Source organism: Roseibium sp. (assembly GCF_050301095.1).
GTDB lineage: Bacteria > Pseudomonadota > Alphaproteobacteria > Rhizobiales > Stappiaceae > Roseibium.
The window spans coordinates 1-16,296 of record NZ_JBNKYW010000280.1; the positions used below are offsets into that span (position 1 = coordinate 1).

A 16,296-nucleotide genomic window follows, 5' to 3' on the forward strand; every position below is an offset into this window, starting at 1 on the left:
TGGGCAATCGTTCCGGCAATCTTGTAGCCGACAAGAAAGCCGTCGTATCCGATTGGAACCTGTTGACTGATGCTGGCCAGGATCAATTCCTGCGGACTGTTGGGCACGGTGACCGCGGTCAGTTTGGTGGCCTCGAAGGCACCTAGTACGTCATTGACCTGGTAGGAACCGAAGAGCATCAGCGGGCCGATTTCTTCCGAACCGGAATTGTCCAGGGAGACTCTCGCCTGATGTCGCCGGAAGTTGATTTCCAGGGACATTGAGCCCCCCTCGCCGGCGATATCCGGGCGGCGCAAAATGGCCGTGATGTCCATGCCGGAGATGTCGCTCATCAATAGAAGCACGCGTTCGACTTCTGCAACCCTGATCGGCCGCATTCGGACGATGCGCTCGACATAAGGCGCAAGACGGGTCCTCAGGGCAATGGCATCGCCGGTAGTTTCCACCGTGGAGATGTAGCTTTGGTCATAGATGGCGATCCTGACAGAACCGGTCGAGAAATCCTGCGCAGGCACCAGCACTTGGGCGAAGGTTCCCCGGTCCCGGTAGAATTGTTCGATCCGTTCCGTCAGGTCCGCCAGATCTCCGAGCGTTATCTTCTGACCAATTTTGTCCGTCCAAAGCGGTTGCAGGTCTATGTCCTGGTAGAGAGTTGCCCCCTCGGTGCGAACCTGCTTCAGCAAGACATGCCGGTTTGGATCGGCGCCGGCAGGAAGACGGGTCGCCGGCACCACGCGAACAGAGACCCGACCGCCTTCGGGCGGAGGCGTGTAACGCTCGACGATCGAATTCTGTTCTACGATGAGTTCATCAATGGTCCGGACATCATCGCCTCGTGCAGGAACAGACTGAAAGGCTAGTGCCAGGCCTGCCACCGACAGAAATGCGCGCGTCGAACCCGTCCTCCGCTTATTATGGTCCCTCACCACCATTCCCCCCCGCTGGTCAGATGACGGGCGCCCGTTTCCATGCCACCTTTGCCCAAGATATCCTTAACAGTCGGAGCCGAACCGGACGTCGGACGTCGGAGCGCCGGATTGCATTCAATCCCCTAATAGCGCCGATTGCCGCCAGGGAATCTTGCCATGGCAATTTGAGGATTGTCAAAACCTTGCAGATATTTGACCTGCTTTGCCTGTGCTAGTCGCCAACCCGGTTTGAAGACCGATTTGTCGAAGGCGTCGCTTTTTGCCGCGCCTAATTGCCGCTAAGGCAACTAACTGTATTTCACGTTTGACCTTCATCAAGGACATTGCACGGTGCACGCTCTTATGTCGCCGCAACCGGTGAGGAGCTGGTTGCAGACGAGGAGGCTTAGGAGCGATGAGTGCTCTGGCAGGATTTGCGGAAACGGATTGTTGGGATGAACAGGGCTCCTGGAAACCGGATTTTCGCGTTGCACATCTCAAGAACACGAAATGGCAGATTGCTATCCTTTCCCCCGAGGCATCCCGTTGGGCCCGTGAAAGGATGCGGACCACGACCTTTGCCGGTGAAGAGACGCTCATCACCGATGACCTGAGCAACGTCAACATGTTTGTCAGTGCGGCCCGGAGATTCGGAATGAAGGTCGAATATGTAGGCCCCCATCAGGTTGTCAGGTTCTGAAGATGTCCAGTCGGACAATTTAACCGCCGGATCCGGTTTGATTGGTCGTCTTCCCGACCTCGAGCGAAGCGATAACCTCCTCGTCGCTCAACTGCGCAAAGTCATGATAGAAATATCCGATGGCCCCGAAAGAACCCGGCTCGTGAAGGCAGACGACACGGTCAGCCAGTTTGCGAAGGTCGAAGACCGTGTCGGGAGGCCCTACCGGAATGGCAACGACAACCGCTTCCGGATGGAGCTTTCTCAATCCCTTTATCGCAGCCTTGACCGTCGCCCCTGTCGCGACACCGTCGTCCACGATCAACGCGATGCGGCCGGTCACGTCGATTGGTGGACGTCCGGTTGAATAGAGTTGCCGCCGCCGGTCTATCTCGGTGAGTTCCCGGTCCCGGACTGAGTTGAAATCCGCTTCGCAGACCGCGGCCTGACGTATGACATCCTCATTGCGAACGACAATCGGAGGGTTGCCGTCCAGAACCGCTCCCATGGCCAGTTCCGGTTGCCAGGGAACGCCCAGTTTGCGGACAAGCAAAAGGTCCAACGGGGCCTTGAGGTAATTGGCGACCTCCCGAGCGACCGGGACGCCTCCTCGCGGCAGCGCCAGAACCACAACGTCCTGTTCAAGAAAATCTTTCAGCGCGGCTGCCAACTGCTTTCCGGCATCGGTACGATCTTCAAATTTCACGGCCCTGCCTCCATCGTTTCAGGAGCCGGTCTCCTCTCGTTCTGCGTTTGCCGACCCTTGGCCATTCGAGTGGGAAGTGTTCTTTCAATTCGAAAAAAGCCTGTGAACCGACGTGTCCGCGATCAGCGAACGCGTCACGCCGCCGAACACCCATTCCCGCAACCTGCTGTGGCCGAAAGCCCCGGCGACGACGAGGTCCGCCTGCGTTTCCCTCGCGGCATTCGCCAGGGAGACACCGACAGATCCGGAATTTGGGACAATTCTTGTTTCTGCAGCTATGTCGTGACCGGTCAGGTAGCGTTCAACGTCCTTCAGGCCTTCCTCCTGGCGATCACGATCGTCTTCTTCTACCGTTGTCAGGAGAACGTTCGAGGCCCGCTTGAGAAACGGAAGGCTGTCCGACAGAGCGCGGCGAGCCTCTCGCGTATCCCTCCAACATACCATGACACGTTCCATTTGCGTGGTTTCCTGGCCGTTGCCTGGAAGGAAGACCGGTCTGCCGGCTGAAAGCAGGAGACTGCCGATATCGACCGAGCGATAGCCGTCCGCAAGAACGTCATGTGTATCCGTGCTGCAGACGATCAGGTCACTGGAACGGGCGTGTGTCGCCAAAAGCAATGTCGGATCGCCCGTCAGGCCCCGCCAGGACGCATTTTCGCCGTCTCCGGCGATCTTCTCAAAAACTGTTCGGGCATTCCCGAGGCGCCGTCCGATATCATCCATCTGGTGCGTATAGAACTGGGCTTCGAAACCTCCCTCGGAAGCCACCGCAGAGGGCGTATAGGTATCGCAGGCACAAAAGCCGATCAGGCTGGCTTCGAAGCTCCGGGCCAGTTTCCGCGCAAGCTCGATGTGTCGCCTGGACGGGGCATCGATATCGATCTGAACAAGGATGGACCTGTAGGACATGGCATCCATCATCCTCCATTTGATTTCGCTCCTGCCCTTCGTATGGGCGCGCCGGACAGCCTTTTGCGAGCCGGATCCTTCCTGTCCGGCTTGCTGTAGACTTCAACGGGACAGGAACAAGGGGATCTCGTTGTTTTCCAGCATTTCCCGCGTGGTTCCTCCCAGGATGTTCTCACGCAATCTGGAATGACCGTATGCGCCCATCACCATTAGATCGATTTCGAATTCACCGGCCATGGCGCGCAGCGCTTCGGAGACGGGGCGGCCTGCCGACGCGATGTTCTGCACGCTGACCTTTAGTCCATGACGGGACAGTACAAGGGCAATATCCGTGCCCGGATCTTCACCGTGTTCGTTATCCCCCACCTGCGGGTCAACAAGGAATACATGGAGCTCTTCGCAACCACTCAAAAACGGCAGGGCATCGGATACGGCACGGGCGGCTTCCCGCTGCGCATTCCACGCGATTGCGATCCGTTTGCCTATGGCGCGATCACCGCTGTCTTTCGGTACATAGAGAACAGGTCTGCCGGAATCGAACAGGGCACCATCGATCGCCTGTTTCTCCAATGCCGTCATTTCCTGCCCGGACGCACGAGGCACGATGGCCAGGTCACAGTAGACGGCGTGGCGCGCGACAAGATTGTCCTGCCGTTCCGAGGAGGCCAGGCAAGAGCGTACATCGGAGGAGAAACCCTCTTGACTTAATCGCGCCTCGACTTGCTCAGACACCGCCTGAAGCTCGTTTTTCCGTTGATCACAGTCCTTGAGCCATATGTCCGCATAGCCCTGCCCGCCATACCCATAGATGGGAAGTATCGGGACCTCCCCGATGTTGAGGATTGTCAAATGTGCATCGAATGTCCGGGTTACAGTCATCAGAAAACCAAGACTGTCCAGAGCGGTTTCGTATCCGGTTATGGCAAGAAGCGTTTTGAAAGACATGTGACAACGAGTTCGTTTGGAGGAGATGCGTATCGAAATTCAAAAATCAGTATCGCCAGTTGCTTGCACTGCGGGCAAGCCTGTATCAACTACGTACATCGGAGCATGCGGCCAAAGCACGAGACGAACGCGTTTCTTCTGGCAAGGCGGTTGTGCTCCCAACTGACTGACCAGGGCTGCGACCAAGGCTCCCCCGGACCGATGACTGGAGTAATTGCAAATGGGAAGAAATGACTGACTTCAGGCTTTTCCTTTGCAATACCTGCCAGCCGGAGGACGCTGACGCTCCTGCACATTCAGTCAGTGTCACCGCAATTGCCGCGGCCCTGAAGGACGCAGGCCTTGCGGAGCGGATCACCGTGGAAAGCGTTTCTTGCCTTGGCGTATGCAGCCGGCCACAAGCCCTGGCAATAACGGGTAAGGAAAGCGCGTCGTTCTTGTTCGGATCGGTCAAGTTGCCGGATGACCTGCCGGACATCATCGCCACCTGCCGCGTCTATCTGGAAGCGCCGAATGGATGGATCGAGGATGCAAGGGGTTGCGGCCGGTTGAGACTGTGCCTGGCGGGCCGCATACCCGCGGTTTGAAAGACGTGGCCGGAGCCGCGTCCTTCTGTTCTGCCTCAGGCGGTCACCTGTTGCGTTTCGCTGCTCGCGGACCGGTGCCAGATGGCTCCGCCGATGCACCCGAGCACCGACCAGACAATGAAGCCTGTTCCGAGAGAACGAGCTGCAAAAAGTGCGCTGAGTTCCGGCGGCACCGGGCCGAAGAAATAATCAGGCTCCGGTGCCCCATAGAGATGAGGAGCCAGCAACATCAGGGCAGCGACACCCCACGACAGCCAGTTGTGAGAGAAGGCGATCAGCCACAGCGCCACGGCTGAACCGATGACGGTGACGGCCCACCAGACCTGCCTGTCATAAACATCGGCAGCCGCAACACCCGGAACTTCCGGCGCCAGCGAGAATGCGGGAAGAAGCTGGAAGCAAGCGTAGCCTGCGATCCCCCACAAAATTCCGGTTCTGCCGTTAAGAACAGCACCGCGCATTTCGGAGAGCGCCATGGCGGCAACGAGCACCAAGGCATATCCGCAATAGACCAGCATGCTGAAGAGAATGCTCAGACCGTCGCGGCCAAACTCAAGGGCGGGAAGCTCCTGGTGAGTCGAAGCCATTGAGTCCGCGCCAAAATGCACAAGAGTACCGGCCTCGTAGAGCTCCGCATGGAGCAGGACGGGCTGGACAAAGAGGAGCTGGAGCAGGCCTGCAAGCAGGCCCGCCGCTCCACCAGCGATCAAGGCGCTGGAAAAGACTTTTGTGTACATCTTAGTGGCAGGGGAAGCCCGTCGCGTGACGGACATCATGGGCAGCGTCATGCAGAACATGCGCTTGCCCATGGCCGGCAATCGCGATGATCCCAAGCCCAAGGAAAGCGGCGAGAGCGATCGAACCCAGTTTCGCGCCAATCGTGCTCGTCGAAGATTGTGTAAGTGTCGTCATGTCTTTACTCCTTGCCGTCACACCCGACGGAGGGTTGATAACCGTTCGGCAGGTCTCCTGGCTCGCGGGTCATAGCTTGCAGCCGCCTTCCCCACATGAAGTGAGTGGCCATCCGGTTGCGCGCTATCCGCATACAGTCGCGGGGGCGGCTTTGGCTCCGGGCACCCGATTTGGGTCTGCCCTTCCAAATTCCCTGTTAGGCCGGAATGCTTCGCATTCGCTCTGGCACCAAACGCGGCAACAATATGTCGATTTGCCTGTCATGGCAACCAGACGGAGCGGCACAGAACCATGGAATCGCGACAAAACCGGACCACAATCCGGTCAGGGACCCTGCCGGTGCGACCTCAGCCGGGTAAAGCCCATCGACAAATGCGCTTTGCGGATCATTGCGGCCGCAAGGACATCCCCCAGAGCGACCGCGCTGCAAATTTCCTCGATTTCCCGGCAAAAGATATCGACTTCGTTTTCCAGGGTCATGCTCGGAATCATTTTCAGCCAGATTCGGCAAGTCTGGTAAAACAGCCGTTCGGAAACTTCCTTCAAAGGCTGGTTTTCGGTCAACTGTTGGAAAGCATGGAAGAAATCGATGTTGAGCCTGGCAAAGGATTCCCTTGCAGGCTCTCCGCGCAAGGCCACCGATCTCTTATGCATTTCCTCAAAAAGTGCCCGTAATCGCGCGTCAATCGAGGCCGGCGCCAGACGTCCTGTCAACTCGTTGAGTTCCATGCGCAGCCGGTAAACCTGCTCAAGTTCGTCCACATCAATGTCTGTCACCAGAGTTCCGATACCCTGCTGTGATAGCAGAAGGCCGTCTGCCTCCAGGTTCTGCAGCACTTTGCGCAGCGGCGAGCGACTGACGCCGAATTCGGCCGCCAGAGCCTCTTCTCCGAGTTGCGTTCCGGGCGCATAGACAAGCATGCAGATCCGGTCGCGCAAAACCTCGTACATGATCCTGAAACGCTCCTGGGCGCTCGACGCCCGGTCAAGCTGCAAGGCTACATCAGCCGATGCCACGTTTGCGATCTCCGTCATTTGCCCTGCCGCAACGTCCTCTCCAGACCGGTCAGCATTGCAAGGCATTTTACGACCTGATCGATGGCGACATATTCGTCGGGTTGATGCGCCTGGGAAATGGAGCCGGGGCCGCATACGACCACTGACATGCCGAGTGCCTGAAAGAGACCTGCTTCCGTGCCAAAAGCCACGACATCGCAAAGATTCGCACCCGTGAGGATGGTAACGATATCCCGGGCTTCGTTTTCTGGCATGACCGCGAGACCGGCAACCTCGCCAATGACTTCTGTCACGATGTCCGCATCGGGGCAGACCGCCTGCATTTCAGGAAGTAGAACGTCCCGGCAATAAGCATTCAGGGCTGCCTTGATTTCCCTGGCGTCTTCTTGCCTGACAGGCCTCATTTCCCATTCCACCGCGCAGTGACGGGCGATGACGTTACGCGCCGAACCGCCCTCAATTCGCCCGGTTTGAAGGGTTGTCCATGGCGGTGAATAGCGCTGGCTGTCCGGCCCCGCCTTCGTCTTCATGGTTTCTGCGATTTGCATCATTCGCGAGATGAAAAGTGCCGCCACATGAATGGCGTTAACCCCCTTGTCGGGCTCCGAGCCGTGGCCGTCCGTTCCGTGAAAGGAGGTCGTATATTCATAACAGCCCTTGTGACCTTCGATGACGCGCATTTGGGTCGGCTCACCGATGATGGCCACTGACGGGCGGTTGCTTTCCTTTTCAAGCTCCTCAATCAGGTGGCGGGCTCCGAAACATCCCACTTCCTCGTCGTATGTGAGCGCAATGTGCAACGGCCGCTTCAATCCGAGTACCGCGTATTCCGGCGCTTTTGCCAGAACCGCGGCAATGAAACCTTTCATGTCGCATGTGCCTCGACCATAAAGCAGTCCGTCCGCCTCCCGCATACGGAACGGGTCACCGGACCATTCGTCAGGGTCCGCCGGAACGACGTCCGTGTGGCCGGACAGCACGATGCCGCCCGGGGCATCAGGCCCGAGCGTTGCGAACAGATTTGCCTTTTTGCCGGTTGCATCCCTTGAGACCCGCACCCTGGCCCCGCAGTCCTGCAAAAGCGCGGTGGCATAGTCGATCAGGTCAAGGTTGCTGTCTGTGGATACGGTTGGAAATCCGATCAGACGGTCCAGAATGGCAAGCGTGCGGTTGAGAAGCGCGTCTGTCATGAAAGGCTCACGGCTTCACAAACAATTCGCGCGGCCTGTTGCAGAGACACTCGGCAGGACCGTTTTCACTGATGAGAATACTCTCCGTGATTTCCAGGCCCCAGCCATCCATCCACAGGCCCGGCATGAAATGGAAAGTCATGCCGGGTTTCAGAACCGTTTTATCTTCGACGCGGATGGATATGGTCCGCTCGCCCCAGTCCGGCGGATAGGAAATGCCGATCGGATATCCTGCCCGTGCACCACGTTCGATACCGGCGGCCTCAAGGGGTTTTGCCAGCGCCCGGGCGATGTCACCCGCCATGTTGCCAGCACGCGCGGTTTCCAATCCGGCTTCCAGTCCTTCGACGAGCGCCTTCTCAGCATCCAGCAGGTATTGCGGTGGTTTGCCGAGAAATACGGTCCGGCAAAGTGGAGCGTGATAGCGGCGGAAACAACCGGATAGCTCGAAGAAGGTCGCCTCCCCCTCCTGCATGAACCGGCCGTCCCATGTCAGATGTGGCGCGGATGCATCTGCCCCGCTCGGCAGGAGCGGCACAATGGCGGGATAGTCCCCCCATGCATCATCCAGGCCGCGAATGGCATCAGCGTAGATTTCAGCGACAAGGTCTGCCTTGCGCATGCCGGGTTGGACGCGTTCGAAGACGCCGTCCATGATTTTTTCCGAAATTCGGGCAGCCTTGCGCATGAACACAAGTTCCTCGCCGGACTTTTCCGCACGCAGCCAGTTGACCATGCTGGTCGCATCGACGAAGGCGGCATTGGGCATCTCCTCTTTCAGGGTGAGATAGGCCTTTGCCGAGAAATAGTAGTTTTCCAGTTCGACACCTACGCGCTTGTTCCCATACCCTCGTGCCTTCATGAGAGCAGCGAGATCCTGCATTGGGTGCCGTTCCGTTGATTGTATGTAGTTGTCCGCGTAGGCGGCGACATGGTCATCATCCATCCAGACGGTGCGTCTTGCTCCGTTCGCATCCTGGTTACGCCCCCACCAGACCGGGTCAGTATCCAGAAACACAAGGACACCCTGGTGCACATAGAAGGACCAGCCGTCGTATCCCGTGATCCAGGCCATGTTCGAGGGATCCTCGACAAAGAGAACATCCAGTCCGCGAACTGCCATGTCCTTGCGGACGAGTTCCAGGCGGCGGTCGTATTCTGCTTTGCTGAAAGGAAGGTCGTGTCCTGGCATCGTTCGTCCTCGAGGAGTTATTTGTACACAGGTAATCATCAACTCACGAGTGAAGGCAAGAAAAATAGAGCCTGTCAGACCTGCTTCTTGCAAAATAAGTTTTAGTTGTACACAAATAGGCAGGCGCGGCCGATCCTGTCTTTCGGTCCGGTATTCAGAGGCATGAAGTGGATGATGGATCTGACACTGGCTGACGTATTCGCCGCGCAAAGGGCGATCCGGGGAAAAGTTGTCCGTGCACCGCTCCTGCCCTCACCTTTTCTGACACAGAAGTCAGGCGTTCCCTTCTATCTGAAGATGGAGACAATGCAGCCGACGGGCGCGTTCAAGCTGCGTGGAGCGACCAATGCCGCTGAGAATGTGCCTGCCGGAACGACTACCCTCACCTGCTGTTCCACCGGCAACCACGGCCGGTCAGTTGCCTATGCCGCCAGGGCGCGCGATTTCAAGGCGCTGATCTGCATGTCTTCCCTGGTGCCTCAGACCAAGATCGACGGCATCAAGGCCCTGGGTGCGGATATCCGGATTGTCGGCGACAGTCAGGATGAGGCACTTGCAGAATGCCGGCGTTTGAGCAAGGAGCCTGGCGTAACTGAGATCTCTCCTTTCGACGATCGTTTTGTCATTGCAGGCCAGGGCACGATCGGACTGGAGATCCTGGAAGATCTTCCGGAGATTGAAACCTTGCTCGTCCCCCTCTCCGGAGGAGGGCTTGCCGCAGGTGTCGCGCTGGCCGCAAAGTCGATCAAGCCGTCCGTGCGGGTCATCGGCCTGACCATGGACCGGGGGGCGGCGATGCATGCCTCTATCAACGCCGATCATCCGGTCGAGGTGCCCGAGGTGCCCAGTCTCGCGGATTCACTTGGTGGGGGTATCGGCCTCGACAACAGGTATTCCTTCCGTATGTGCCGCAAGTTGCTGGATGACGTTATCCTGGTGAGCGAAGAAGAAATCTACCGGGCGGTACAGACGCTGTATTACGAAGACAGCCACATCGCGGAGGGCGCAAGCGTGGTCGGCATTGCCGCCTTGATTGCCGGCAAGCTGCCGCAACAGAATGGAGCGATTGCCACAATCCTCACGGGACGGAATGTCGACATGGCGGAATTCACGAAAGTTGTCACGGGTCGTGACATCCACCTTGGAGACCTCCGTCTGAAAGGAGTGCCTTATGCCGCATGAAATCAAACTCGTCACCGAAGCGGATCTTCGCAAGGCGATCGACCTCGATCTGGAAGTCATCGATTGCATAGAAACCGCCTTTGCCAAGCTGGCAACAGAGAAGGTCGTCATGCCGCCGGTGCTTTCCATGGCGCTGCCGGACGAAAATGCGGAGGTTGACGTCAAGACCGCCTATGTGCCCGGCCTCGACGGGTTTGCTATCAAGGTATCGCCCGGGTTCTTCAACAATCCCGCACTCGGTCTGCCAAGTCTCAACGGTCTGATGGTTCTTTTCTCGGCAAAGACCGGACTGGTCCAGGCTGTCTTGTTGGACAACGGCTATCTGACGGACATTAGAACCGCTGCTGCGGGCGCCGTTGCCGCCCGTCATCTTGCTCCGGAAAGCACCCGCGTCATGGGTGTCCTCGGCACCGGTGTTCAGGCTCGACTTCAGACGATTGCGGCTGCAAAGGTTCGACCAATTGAAAGGGTGCTGGTCTGGGGGCGCGACAGCGTCAAGGCCTCCAGACTTGCAAAGGAGATGAAAACGGAAACCGGGCTCGATGTGCAGCCGGTGACGGACCGGAACGAACTCGTGGCGGAAAGCCAGCTTGTCGTGACCACGACGCCGGCCAGGGACGCCCTGCTGGATGCCGGGTGCCTGCACCCCGGGCTACACATCACCGCGATGGGCTCGGATCAGGAGGACAAAAACGAGCTGGCACCAGATATCCTGGCGCGCGCCGACGTTCTGGTCTGTGACCGGATCAGCCAGTGCGAAAAGCTCGGGGAATTGCGGACAGCGCTCGAAACCGGTCTGCTGTCCAACACCGGAAACCTGCGTGAACTCGGCGATGTGATCTGCGGCAAGGCAAGAGGACGAACCGGCGAAGCAGACATCACGGTTTGCGACCTGACAGGAACGGGAGTTCAGGATACAGCTATTGCCACCTTTTCACTCGGCAAGATTGCAAAAGCCGGTAGCGGCATAACGATAAGCGCCTGACCTTCATGTTGAAACTGGACGAACGGGATCTCGAACTTCTCAAGGTGCTCTCCCGCGAGGGGCGCATTTCCAAGGCGGACCTTGCCAAGAGGATCAACCTCAGTCCCAGCCCCTGCTGGAAACGGCTGAAACGACTGGAAAACGCAGGCATTATTCAGGGCTATTCCGCGGAAGTCTCACTCAGAAAGCTGGTTCCCTTCGTAACGGTCTTCGTGATGGTCGAACTTGAACATCATCAGGCAGCCCATTTCCAGAAGTTCGAGCGGGCGGTTGGAGATGTCGCGGAAGTCGTGGCCTGCTGGGCGATCGGCGGCGGCATGGATTACCTGATGCAGGTGGTATCCCGGGATATCGACAGCTACCAGCGCTTAATGGATGCGTTGCTGGACCGGGATTTGAGCATCCTGCGCTATTTCACATACGTTGTTACCAAACAGGTGAAGCAAAATACCGGATTGCCGTTCGACGCTCTTCTTGCCGGGCAGATCGAAGCAGAAAACGCTCCGGATGACGGCGAATAGGAACGGTTCTTTCCGAGCCGCGATTGCCTTCGAACGTTTCGTTCCCGCATCCGGCGATAGTCTTTTCCCGTCAATGACGGGGACAAGGCCATGCAAAATGTGACTGTTGCGGATACGCCGCTTGAGACATCTCTCTTTCACCAAGTCAGGAACCGCCATCTGGTGCGTTGTTTCGGGTATGTCGGCGGCCGGTGGGATCATGCCGAGGACGGATCTGTCTTCAGGGTCACCGACCCCTCCGACCAGGGCGAACTTGGTGAAGTCTCCTGCCTGACAGAACAACAGTCCCGCGCTTCAATCGACATGGCGGCCCAGGCCTTTCGCGCCTGGGCCAGCCTTCTGCCCCAGGAACGGGCCGATTTTCTCCATAAATGGCATGCGTTGATCCTTGAAAACAAGGAAGACCTTGCGGTGATCATGACCCGGGAACAGGGCAAGCCTCTTTCCGAGGCGCGTGGTGAAATCGACTATGCGGCCTCCTTCATCCAGTTTTATGCCGAAGAAGCAAAACGTCCGAACATCGAGAGCATCACATCCCACCTGCCGGACGCTGAAATGGAGGTGTGGCGGGAGCCCCTGGGCGTTGCGGCGCTGATCACCCCGTGGAACTTTCCGGCCGCCATGATCACCAGAAAGGCGGCTGCTGCGCTGGCCGCCGGTTGCACGGTCCTCGTGCATCCGTCACAGGAAACGCCCTACTCCGCTCTGGCTCTGGCTGAGCTTGCCGACCAGGCGGGCCTGCCGGCCGGGGTCTTCAATGTCCTTCCGGGAAAGGCTCCCGAAATCGTCAAGCCCTGGATGGAGGACCCGCGCGTTCGCGTCGTGTCTTTCACCGGGTCGACCGAAGTCGGCCGCCTCCTCTACCGGCAGGGTGCCGACACGGTGAAACGTCTGGTTCTGGAATTGGGTGGCCATGCCCCGTTTATCGTCTTCGCGGATGCGGATCTGGACCACGCGGTGGATCAGGCGATTTCTGCCAAGTTCGCGACGTCCGGGCAGGATTGTCTTGGAGCAAACAGGTTCCTGATTGAACGGCCTCTCTATGAAGCGTTCTGCACGGCCTTCGCAGCCCGTGCATCTGCCCTGTCAATCGGGCCGGGGCTTGAAGATCCTGACATTGGCCCGCTGATGAATGAGCGCGCCGTCGCCAAACAGGAAGCTCAGGTTGAGGACGCACTTGCCAGGGGCGCCAGGCTTCTGACCGGCGGTGAGCGCGGTCCGCAAGGCGTTCTCTTCTATCTGCCCACCGTTCTGGCGGACGTGCCTTCTGATGCCCTGATTTTCCGCGAAGAGACCTTCGGTCCAGTCGCGGCCCTCGCTCCTTTCGACACGGAAGATGACGCACTCCGCTGCGCCAACGACAGTGAATATGGGTTGATTGCCTATCTCCATACCCGGGATCCGCGCCGGATTTACCGGGCAAGCCGTGCGCTTCAATACGGAATGGTCGCCGTCAACCGGACCAAGGTGACCGGATACCCGATCCCTTTCGGCGGCGTGAAACAGTCCGGTCTGGGCCGCGAAGGGGCGCGCTTCGGTCTCGAGGCCTTTACCGAAATCAAATACGTCTGCCGGGACTGGAGTTGAACCCGGCAACCAAAACATGAGGATGACCATGCTCAAGAACGACCAACTGGATGCCTGGGACCGGGAAAATTTTTTCCATCCGTCGACGCATCTTGCCCAGCATGCACGCGGCGAAAGCCCGAACCGGATCGTCACCGGCGGCAGCGGGGTCTTCATTGAAGATCGGGACGGCACCCGGCTGCTAGATGCCTTTGCCGGGCTTTACTGCGTGAATGTCGGCTATGGACGCCCTGAGATTGCCGAAGCCATTGCCACTCAAGCGAAGGAACTCGCCTATTACCATGCCTATGTCGGACATGGGACGGAGGCTTCCATCACGCTCGCCAAGATGGTGCTGGACCGCGCTCCCAAGCACATGTCCAAAGTCTATTTCGGTCTTGGCGGTTCTGATGCGAACGAGACCAACATCAAGCTGGTCTGGTACTACAACAACGTTCTCGGACGCCCGGAAAAGAAAAAGATCATCTCCCGCTGGCGCGGCTATCACGGTTCCGGACTGATGACCGGATCCCTGACCGGCCTTGAGCTCTTTCACAAGAAATTCGACCTGCCGCTGGACAAAGTCCTCCACACGGTGGCGCCGGACTACTTCCGCCGTGAAGACCTTTCCATGACCGAAGCGGATTTTGTCGCCTATTGTGCGGCCGAACTGGAGGCGCTGATCGAGCGGGAAGGTGCCGGCACGATTGCCGCCTTCATCGGTGAACCAGCCCTTGGCACCGGCGGTATCGTCCCACCACCGACCGGTTACTGGGATGCCATTCAACCAATCCTGAAAAAGCACGATATTCTGCTGATTGCGGATGAAGTGGTGTCCGGTTTCGGACGGCTCGGGACGATGTTCGGATCAGATCATTTCGGTATGGAACCCGATTTCATCACCATCGCGAAAGGCCTGACGTCCGCTTACGCTCCGCTGTCCGGCTCTATTGTTTCGGACAAGGTCTGGAAAGTGCTGGAAGACGGAACGGATGAATTCGGTCCGATCGGTCACGGTTGGACATATTCCGCCCATCCGATTGGTGCCGCAGCCGGTGTTGCCAACCTGGAGCTGATTGATCGGCTGGGGCTCGTTGAAAATGCCGGCAAGGTTGGCGCCTATTTCAAGGACGCGCTCAAGGCCGAACTCGGGGAGCATGCCAACGTCGGCGACATCCGCGGTGACGGTTTGTTGTGCGCGGTGGAATTCGTCGAAGACCGGGAAACGAGAACTTTCTTCGATCCTGCCAAAAAGGTAGGACCTCAGATCGCCTCCGCGCTTTTGAAAGAAGGCGTCATCGGCCGGGCCATGCCTCAGGGAGACATTCTGGGCTTTGCCCCTCCCCTGTGCATTACGGAAAGCGAAGTCGATCGTGTAGTTGCTGCCACCGTCAAGGCCGTCCGCTCCGTGCTTTGAGGCCGGAGGTTCCGATAATTATGGGAAATGCCGCGGATTTGCCGCGGCATTTTCGTCTGATGGCTTGTCTAACCGGCTTTAGCTGTTTGCCCCATGAGCACAGGCACCACCTGGTCGGGCGGCCCTGCCATGGCGATCTGTCCTGATTTCATGACCACGACCCTGTCAGCCATTTTCATGTGGCTGGGGCGCTGCGTGTTGAGCAGGATCGTCGCTTTTCCGTGCAGGGCGCCGATCATCTCCATGAACTTCCTGTCACCTTCGAAATCGAGATGGGTGCCCGGATTGTCGAAGAGATACAGCGGCGCGGATTTGATGAAGGCCCGGGCCAGAACGATGCGCTGTTTCATGTTGTTTGGAATCTGTTCCAGGATCTCGCCATTCAGCCGTGTTTGAAGACCGTCGAAGTTTTCCTCGAGGTAAGAAAGCAATCCAAGTTGTGTCGTTACCTCTAACAGACGCTGGTCGTCAGCACCCGGCTCCGAGAGCAGAAGGTTCTGTTTGACGGTTCCATAGAAGAAATCGAGATCATCCGGCGCATAGCCGATTGAGGCGCGCCATTCCGCGGGATCGAGCTGGCGCACATCCAGACCATCAAACAGGATGGCACCGACCTGAGGCTGGTAAAGGCCGGTTATCGCCTGGAACAAGGCCGTTTTGCCCGAGCCGCTCGGACCGGTAATAGCAATCATCTCCCCTTCCCGGACCGTGAAGTCGAACCCCTTGAGAGCGGCTTCCGTCGCTCCGGGATAGCGCAGGACGAGAGAGGAGAACTTGAGGTCACCGCGAATGTCGCGCGTGATCTTGGGAGAATGACCGGGTTCGCGTTCCAGATTTACCTTCATCAGGTTGTTGATCTGATCGATAACCGTCCGGCTCTGCGCGATCTGGGTTATGCTCAGGAAGGCCTGATTCATCGGGTTCAGCACCCGCCAGGTCAGGGCCATGGTTGCAATCAGCGCACCAAGGCTCATGTCGCCGTCCATGACCATCACGGCCCCGATTCCGAGCACGAGGACGCCGCAGATCGTCATCAGCGTCTGCGAAACGGTCTGCAGGACATGCGTGAGTGTTCGGGCATGTACATTCAGCCGGTTGAAATTCGCCGACATTGATGAAAAGCGCTCCATCCAAGTCTCTTCGACCGAAAGGTTCCTCAGGGCGCGCTGATGTCGGAATGTCTCGATCATGAAGCTGTTGAGCCTGGATTTTTGCTCGCCGACAGCGGCAACCTCGCGCTGTACCTTCGGCAGCACGTAAACAGCCATGAGCACATAGATTATCGACAGGGCGAGCGGCGGCAGGGCAACAGGACCACCGATCAGGAAGAGCGCCGTCACGAAAATCAGCGTGAAGGGAATGTCGACAATGGCGTTGAAAACCGAGCTCTGAAAGATGTCCCGGACGCTGTCGAAATATCGCAGCCGCATGACCTGTGTGCCGATAGGTGCTTCCGAAAGCATCGCATACGGCAGATGCAGGATCCGTTCGAAGGTCTTGTTGCCGACAATGGCATCGATACGGCCTCCGAGATAGGACTGGAGCAGCGTCTTGGTTTTCCTGAGGGCGATTTCGCATAG

General features: G+C 58.1%; 17 protein-coding genes and 1 riboswitch. Of the genes, 7 read left to right on the forward strand and 10 right to left on the reverse strand.

Annotated elements, in window-relative coordinates; translation table 11 throughout:
* The coding region (locus tag ACQY7U_RS24500; protein ID WP_428650671.1) for a POTRA domain-containing protein at positions 1 to 926 on the reverse strand (926 nt) is incomplete at its 3' end.
* 397 nt (positions 927 to 1,323) lie between these two features.
* Between ACQY7U_RS24500 and ACQY7U_RS24505 the strand changes: the two genes are divergently transcribed.
* Positions 1,324 to 1,608, forward strand: a complete 285-nt coding sequence (locus ACQY7U_RS24505) for a hypothetical protein (RefSeq protein ID WP_428650673.1) — start codon at positions 1,324 to 1,326, stop codon at positions 1,606 to 1,608.
* Between the two features lie 19 nt (positions 1,609 to 1,627).
* Here the strand turns inward: ACQY7U_RS24505 and ACQY7U_RS24510 are convergent, their stop codons facing one another.
* The 3 genes from ACQY7U_RS24510 to ACQY7U_RS24520 form a co-directional block, all read right to left on the reverse strand.
* Positions 1,628 to 2,293 carry a phosphoribosyltransferase gene (locus tag ACQY7U_RS24510; RefSeq protein ID WP_428650675.1) on the reverse strand — a complete coding sequence of 222 codons (666 nt, stop codon included), beginning with the start codon at positions 2,291 to 2,293 and terminating at the stop codon, positions 1,628 to 1,630.
* Between the two features lie 84 nt (positions 2,294 to 2,377).
* A complete protein-coding gene (locus tag ACQY7U_RS24515) occupies positions 2,378 to 3,202 on the reverse strand; it encodes a universal stress protein (protein ID WP_428650678.1) in 825 nt (274 codons plus the stop codon).
* A 102-nt stretch (positions 3,203 to 3,304) separates the two neighbouring features.
* Complete coding sequence (locus ACQY7U_RS24520; protein ID WP_428650681.1) at positions 3,305 to 4,081, reverse strand: universal stress protein; 777 nt, start codon at positions 4,079 to 4,081, stop codon at positions 3,305 to 3,307.
* A gap of 296 nt (positions 4,082 to 4,377) precedes the next feature.
* On the opposite strand from ACQY7U_RS24520, the gene ACQY7U_RS24525 reads away from it, so the two are divergent.
* Positions 4,378 to 4,734, forward strand: coding sequence for a DUF1636 family protein (locus tag ACQY7U_RS24525; RefSeq protein WP_428650683.1), 357 nt, complete (start codon positions 4,378 to 4,380; stop codon positions 4,732 to 4,734).
* A gap of 35 nt (positions 4,735 to 4,769) precedes the next feature.
* Here ACQY7U_RS24525 and ACQY7U_RS24530 read toward each other — a convergent pair whose 3' ends face one another.
* From ACQY7U_RS24530 to doeA, 5 genes are all read right to left on the reverse strand, one after another.
* A complete protein-coding gene (locus ACQY7U_RS24530; protein ID WP_428650686.1) occupies positions 4,770 to 5,471 on the reverse strand; it encodes a CbtA family protein in 702 nt (233 codons plus the stop codon).
* Position 5,472: 1 nt separating this feature from the next.
* Entirely contained in the window at positions 5,473 to 5,646 is a 174-nt protein-coding gene (locus tag ACQY7U_RS24535; protein ID WP_428650688.1) for a CbtB domain-containing protein, read from the reverse strand.
* Positions 5,647 to 5,676: 30 nt separating this feature from the next.
* Positions 5,677 to 5,894, reverse strand: a riboswitch (cobalamin riboswitch).
* Positions 5,895 to 5,970: 76 nt separating this feature from the next.
* The gene (locus ACQY7U_RS24540; RefSeq protein ID WP_428650691.1) at positions 5,971 to 6,681 is read right to left on the reverse strand and encodes a GntR family transcriptional regulator; all 711 of its coding nucleotides are present in this window, start codon (positions 6,679 to 6,681) and stop codon (positions 5,971 to 5,973) included.
* Complete coding sequence (argE, locus tag ACQY7U_RS24545) at positions 6,678 to 7,853, reverse strand: acetylornithine deacetylase (protein ID WP_428650694.1); 1,176 nt, start codon at positions 7,851 to 7,853, stop codon at positions 6,678 to 6,680. The genes ACQY7U_RS24540 and argE overlap by 4 nt, the downstream gene beginning before the upstream one ends.
* A gap of 7 nt (positions 7,854 to 7,860) precedes the next feature.
* Positions 7,861 to 9,045, reverse strand: a complete 1,185-nt coding sequence (gene doeA, locus ACQY7U_RS24550) for an ectoine hydrolase DoeA (protein ID WP_428650697.1) — start codon at positions 9,043 to 9,045, stop codon at positions 7,861 to 7,863.
* 174 nt (positions 9,046 to 9,219) lie between these two features.
* Here doeA and eutB point away from each other — a divergent pair, with 174 nt between their 5' ends.
* The 5 genes from eutB to ACQY7U_RS24575 all read left to right on the forward strand — a co-directional run bounded on the left by eutB (position 9,220) and on the right by ACQY7U_RS24575 (position 14,716).
* Complete coding sequence (eutB, locus tag ACQY7U_RS24555; protein WP_428650700.1) at positions 9,220 to 10,227, forward strand: hydroxyectoine utilization dehydratase EutB; 1,008 nt, start codon at positions 9,220 to 9,222, stop codon at positions 10,225 to 10,227.
* Entirely contained in the window at positions 10,217 to 11,212 is a 996-nt protein-coding gene (locus ACQY7U_RS24560) for a cyclodeaminase (protein WP_428650703.1), read from the forward strand. The genes eutB and ACQY7U_RS24560 overlap by 11 nt, the downstream gene beginning before the upstream one ends.
* 5 nt (positions 11,213 to 11,217) lie before the next feature.
* The gene (locus ACQY7U_RS24565; protein WP_428650706.1) at positions 11,218 to 11,733 is read left to right on the forward strand and encodes an Lrp/AsnC family transcriptional regulator; all 516 of its coding nucleotides are present in this window, start codon (positions 11,218 to 11,220) and stop codon (positions 11,731 to 11,733) included.
* 90 nt (positions 11,734 to 11,823) lie between these two features.
* A complete protein-coding gene (locus ACQY7U_RS24570; RefSeq protein WP_428650709.1) occupies positions 11,824 to 13,320 on the forward strand; it encodes an NAD-dependent succinate-semialdehyde dehydrogenase in 1,497 nt (498 codons plus the stop codon).
* A 28-nt stretch (positions 13,321 to 13,348) separates the two neighbouring features.
* Positions 13,349 to 14,716 (forward strand): aspartate aminotransferase family protein, encoded by a 1,368-nt coding sequence (locus tag ACQY7U_RS24575; protein WP_428650711.1) that lies wholly within the window; start codon positions 13,349 to 13,351, stop codon positions 14,714 to 14,716.
* A gap of 68 nt (positions 14,717 to 14,784) precedes the next feature.
* Here the strand turns inward: ACQY7U_RS24575 and ACQY7U_RS24580 are convergent.
* Positions 14,785 to 16,296: peptidase domain-containing ABC transporter (locus tag ACQY7U_RS24580; RefSeq protein ID WP_428650714.1), on the reverse strand; the 1,512-nt coding region annotated here is incomplete at its 5' end.

Excerpts from the sequence above, each read along its gene's own strand:
- ACQY7U_RS24505 (WP_428650673.1), top strand. The coding sequence starts at position 1,324 with ATGAGTGCTCTGGCAGGATTTGCGGAAACGGATTGTTGGGATGAACAG.
- ACQY7U_RS24515 (WP_428650678.1), bottom strand. The coding sequence starts at position 3,202 with ATGTCCTACAGGTCCATCCTTGTTCAGATCGATATCGATGCCCCGTCC.
- ACQY7U_RS24520 (WP_428650681.1), bottom strand. The coding sequence starts at position 4,081 with ATGACTGTAACCCGGACATTCGATGCACATTTGACAATCCTCAACATC.
- ACQY7U_RS24525 (WP_428650683.1), top strand. The coding sequence starts at position 4,378 with ATGACTGACTTCAGGCTTTTCCTTTGCAATACCTGCCAGCCGGAGGAC.
- ACQY7U_RS24530 (WP_428650686.1), bottom strand. The coding sequence starts at position 5,471 with ATGTACACAAAAGTCTTTTCCAGCGCCTTGATCGCTGGTGGAGCGGCG.
- ACQY7U_RS24535 (WP_428650688.1), bottom strand. The coding sequence starts at position 5,646 with ATGACGACACTTACACAATCTTCGACGAGCACGATTGGCGCGAAACTG.
- ACQY7U_RS24540 (WP_428650691.1), bottom strand. The coding sequence starts at position 6,681 with ATGACGGAGATCGCAAACGTGGCATCGGCTGATGTAGCCTTGCAGCTT.
- argE (WP_428650694.1), bottom strand. The coding sequence starts at position 7,853 with ATGACAGACGCGCTTCTCAACCGCACGCTTGCCATTCTGGACCGTCTG.
- doeA (WP_428650697.1), bottom strand. The coding sequence starts at position 9,045 with ATGCCAGGACACGACCTTCCTTTCAGCAAAGCAGAATACGACCGCCGC.
- eutB (WP_428650700.1), top strand. The coding sequence starts at position 9,220 with ATGGATCTGACACTGGCTGACGTATTCGCCGCGCAAAGGGCGATCCGG.
- ACQY7U_RS24560 (WP_428650703.1), top strand. The coding sequence starts at position 10,217 with ATGCCGCATGAAATCAAACTCGTCACCGAAGCGGATCTTCGCAAGGCG.
- ACQY7U_RS24565 (WP_428650706.1), top strand. The coding sequence starts at position 11,218 with ATGTTGAAACTGGACGAACGGGATCTCGAACTTCTCAAGGTGCTCTCC.
- ACQY7U_RS24570 (WP_428650709.1), top strand. The coding sequence starts at position 11,824 with ATGCAAAATGTGACTGTTGCGGATACGCCGCTTGAGACATCTCTCTTT.
- ACQY7U_RS24575 (WP_428650711.1), top strand. The coding sequence starts at position 13,349 with ATGCTCAAGAACGACCAACTGGATGCCTGGGACCGGGAAAATTTTTTC.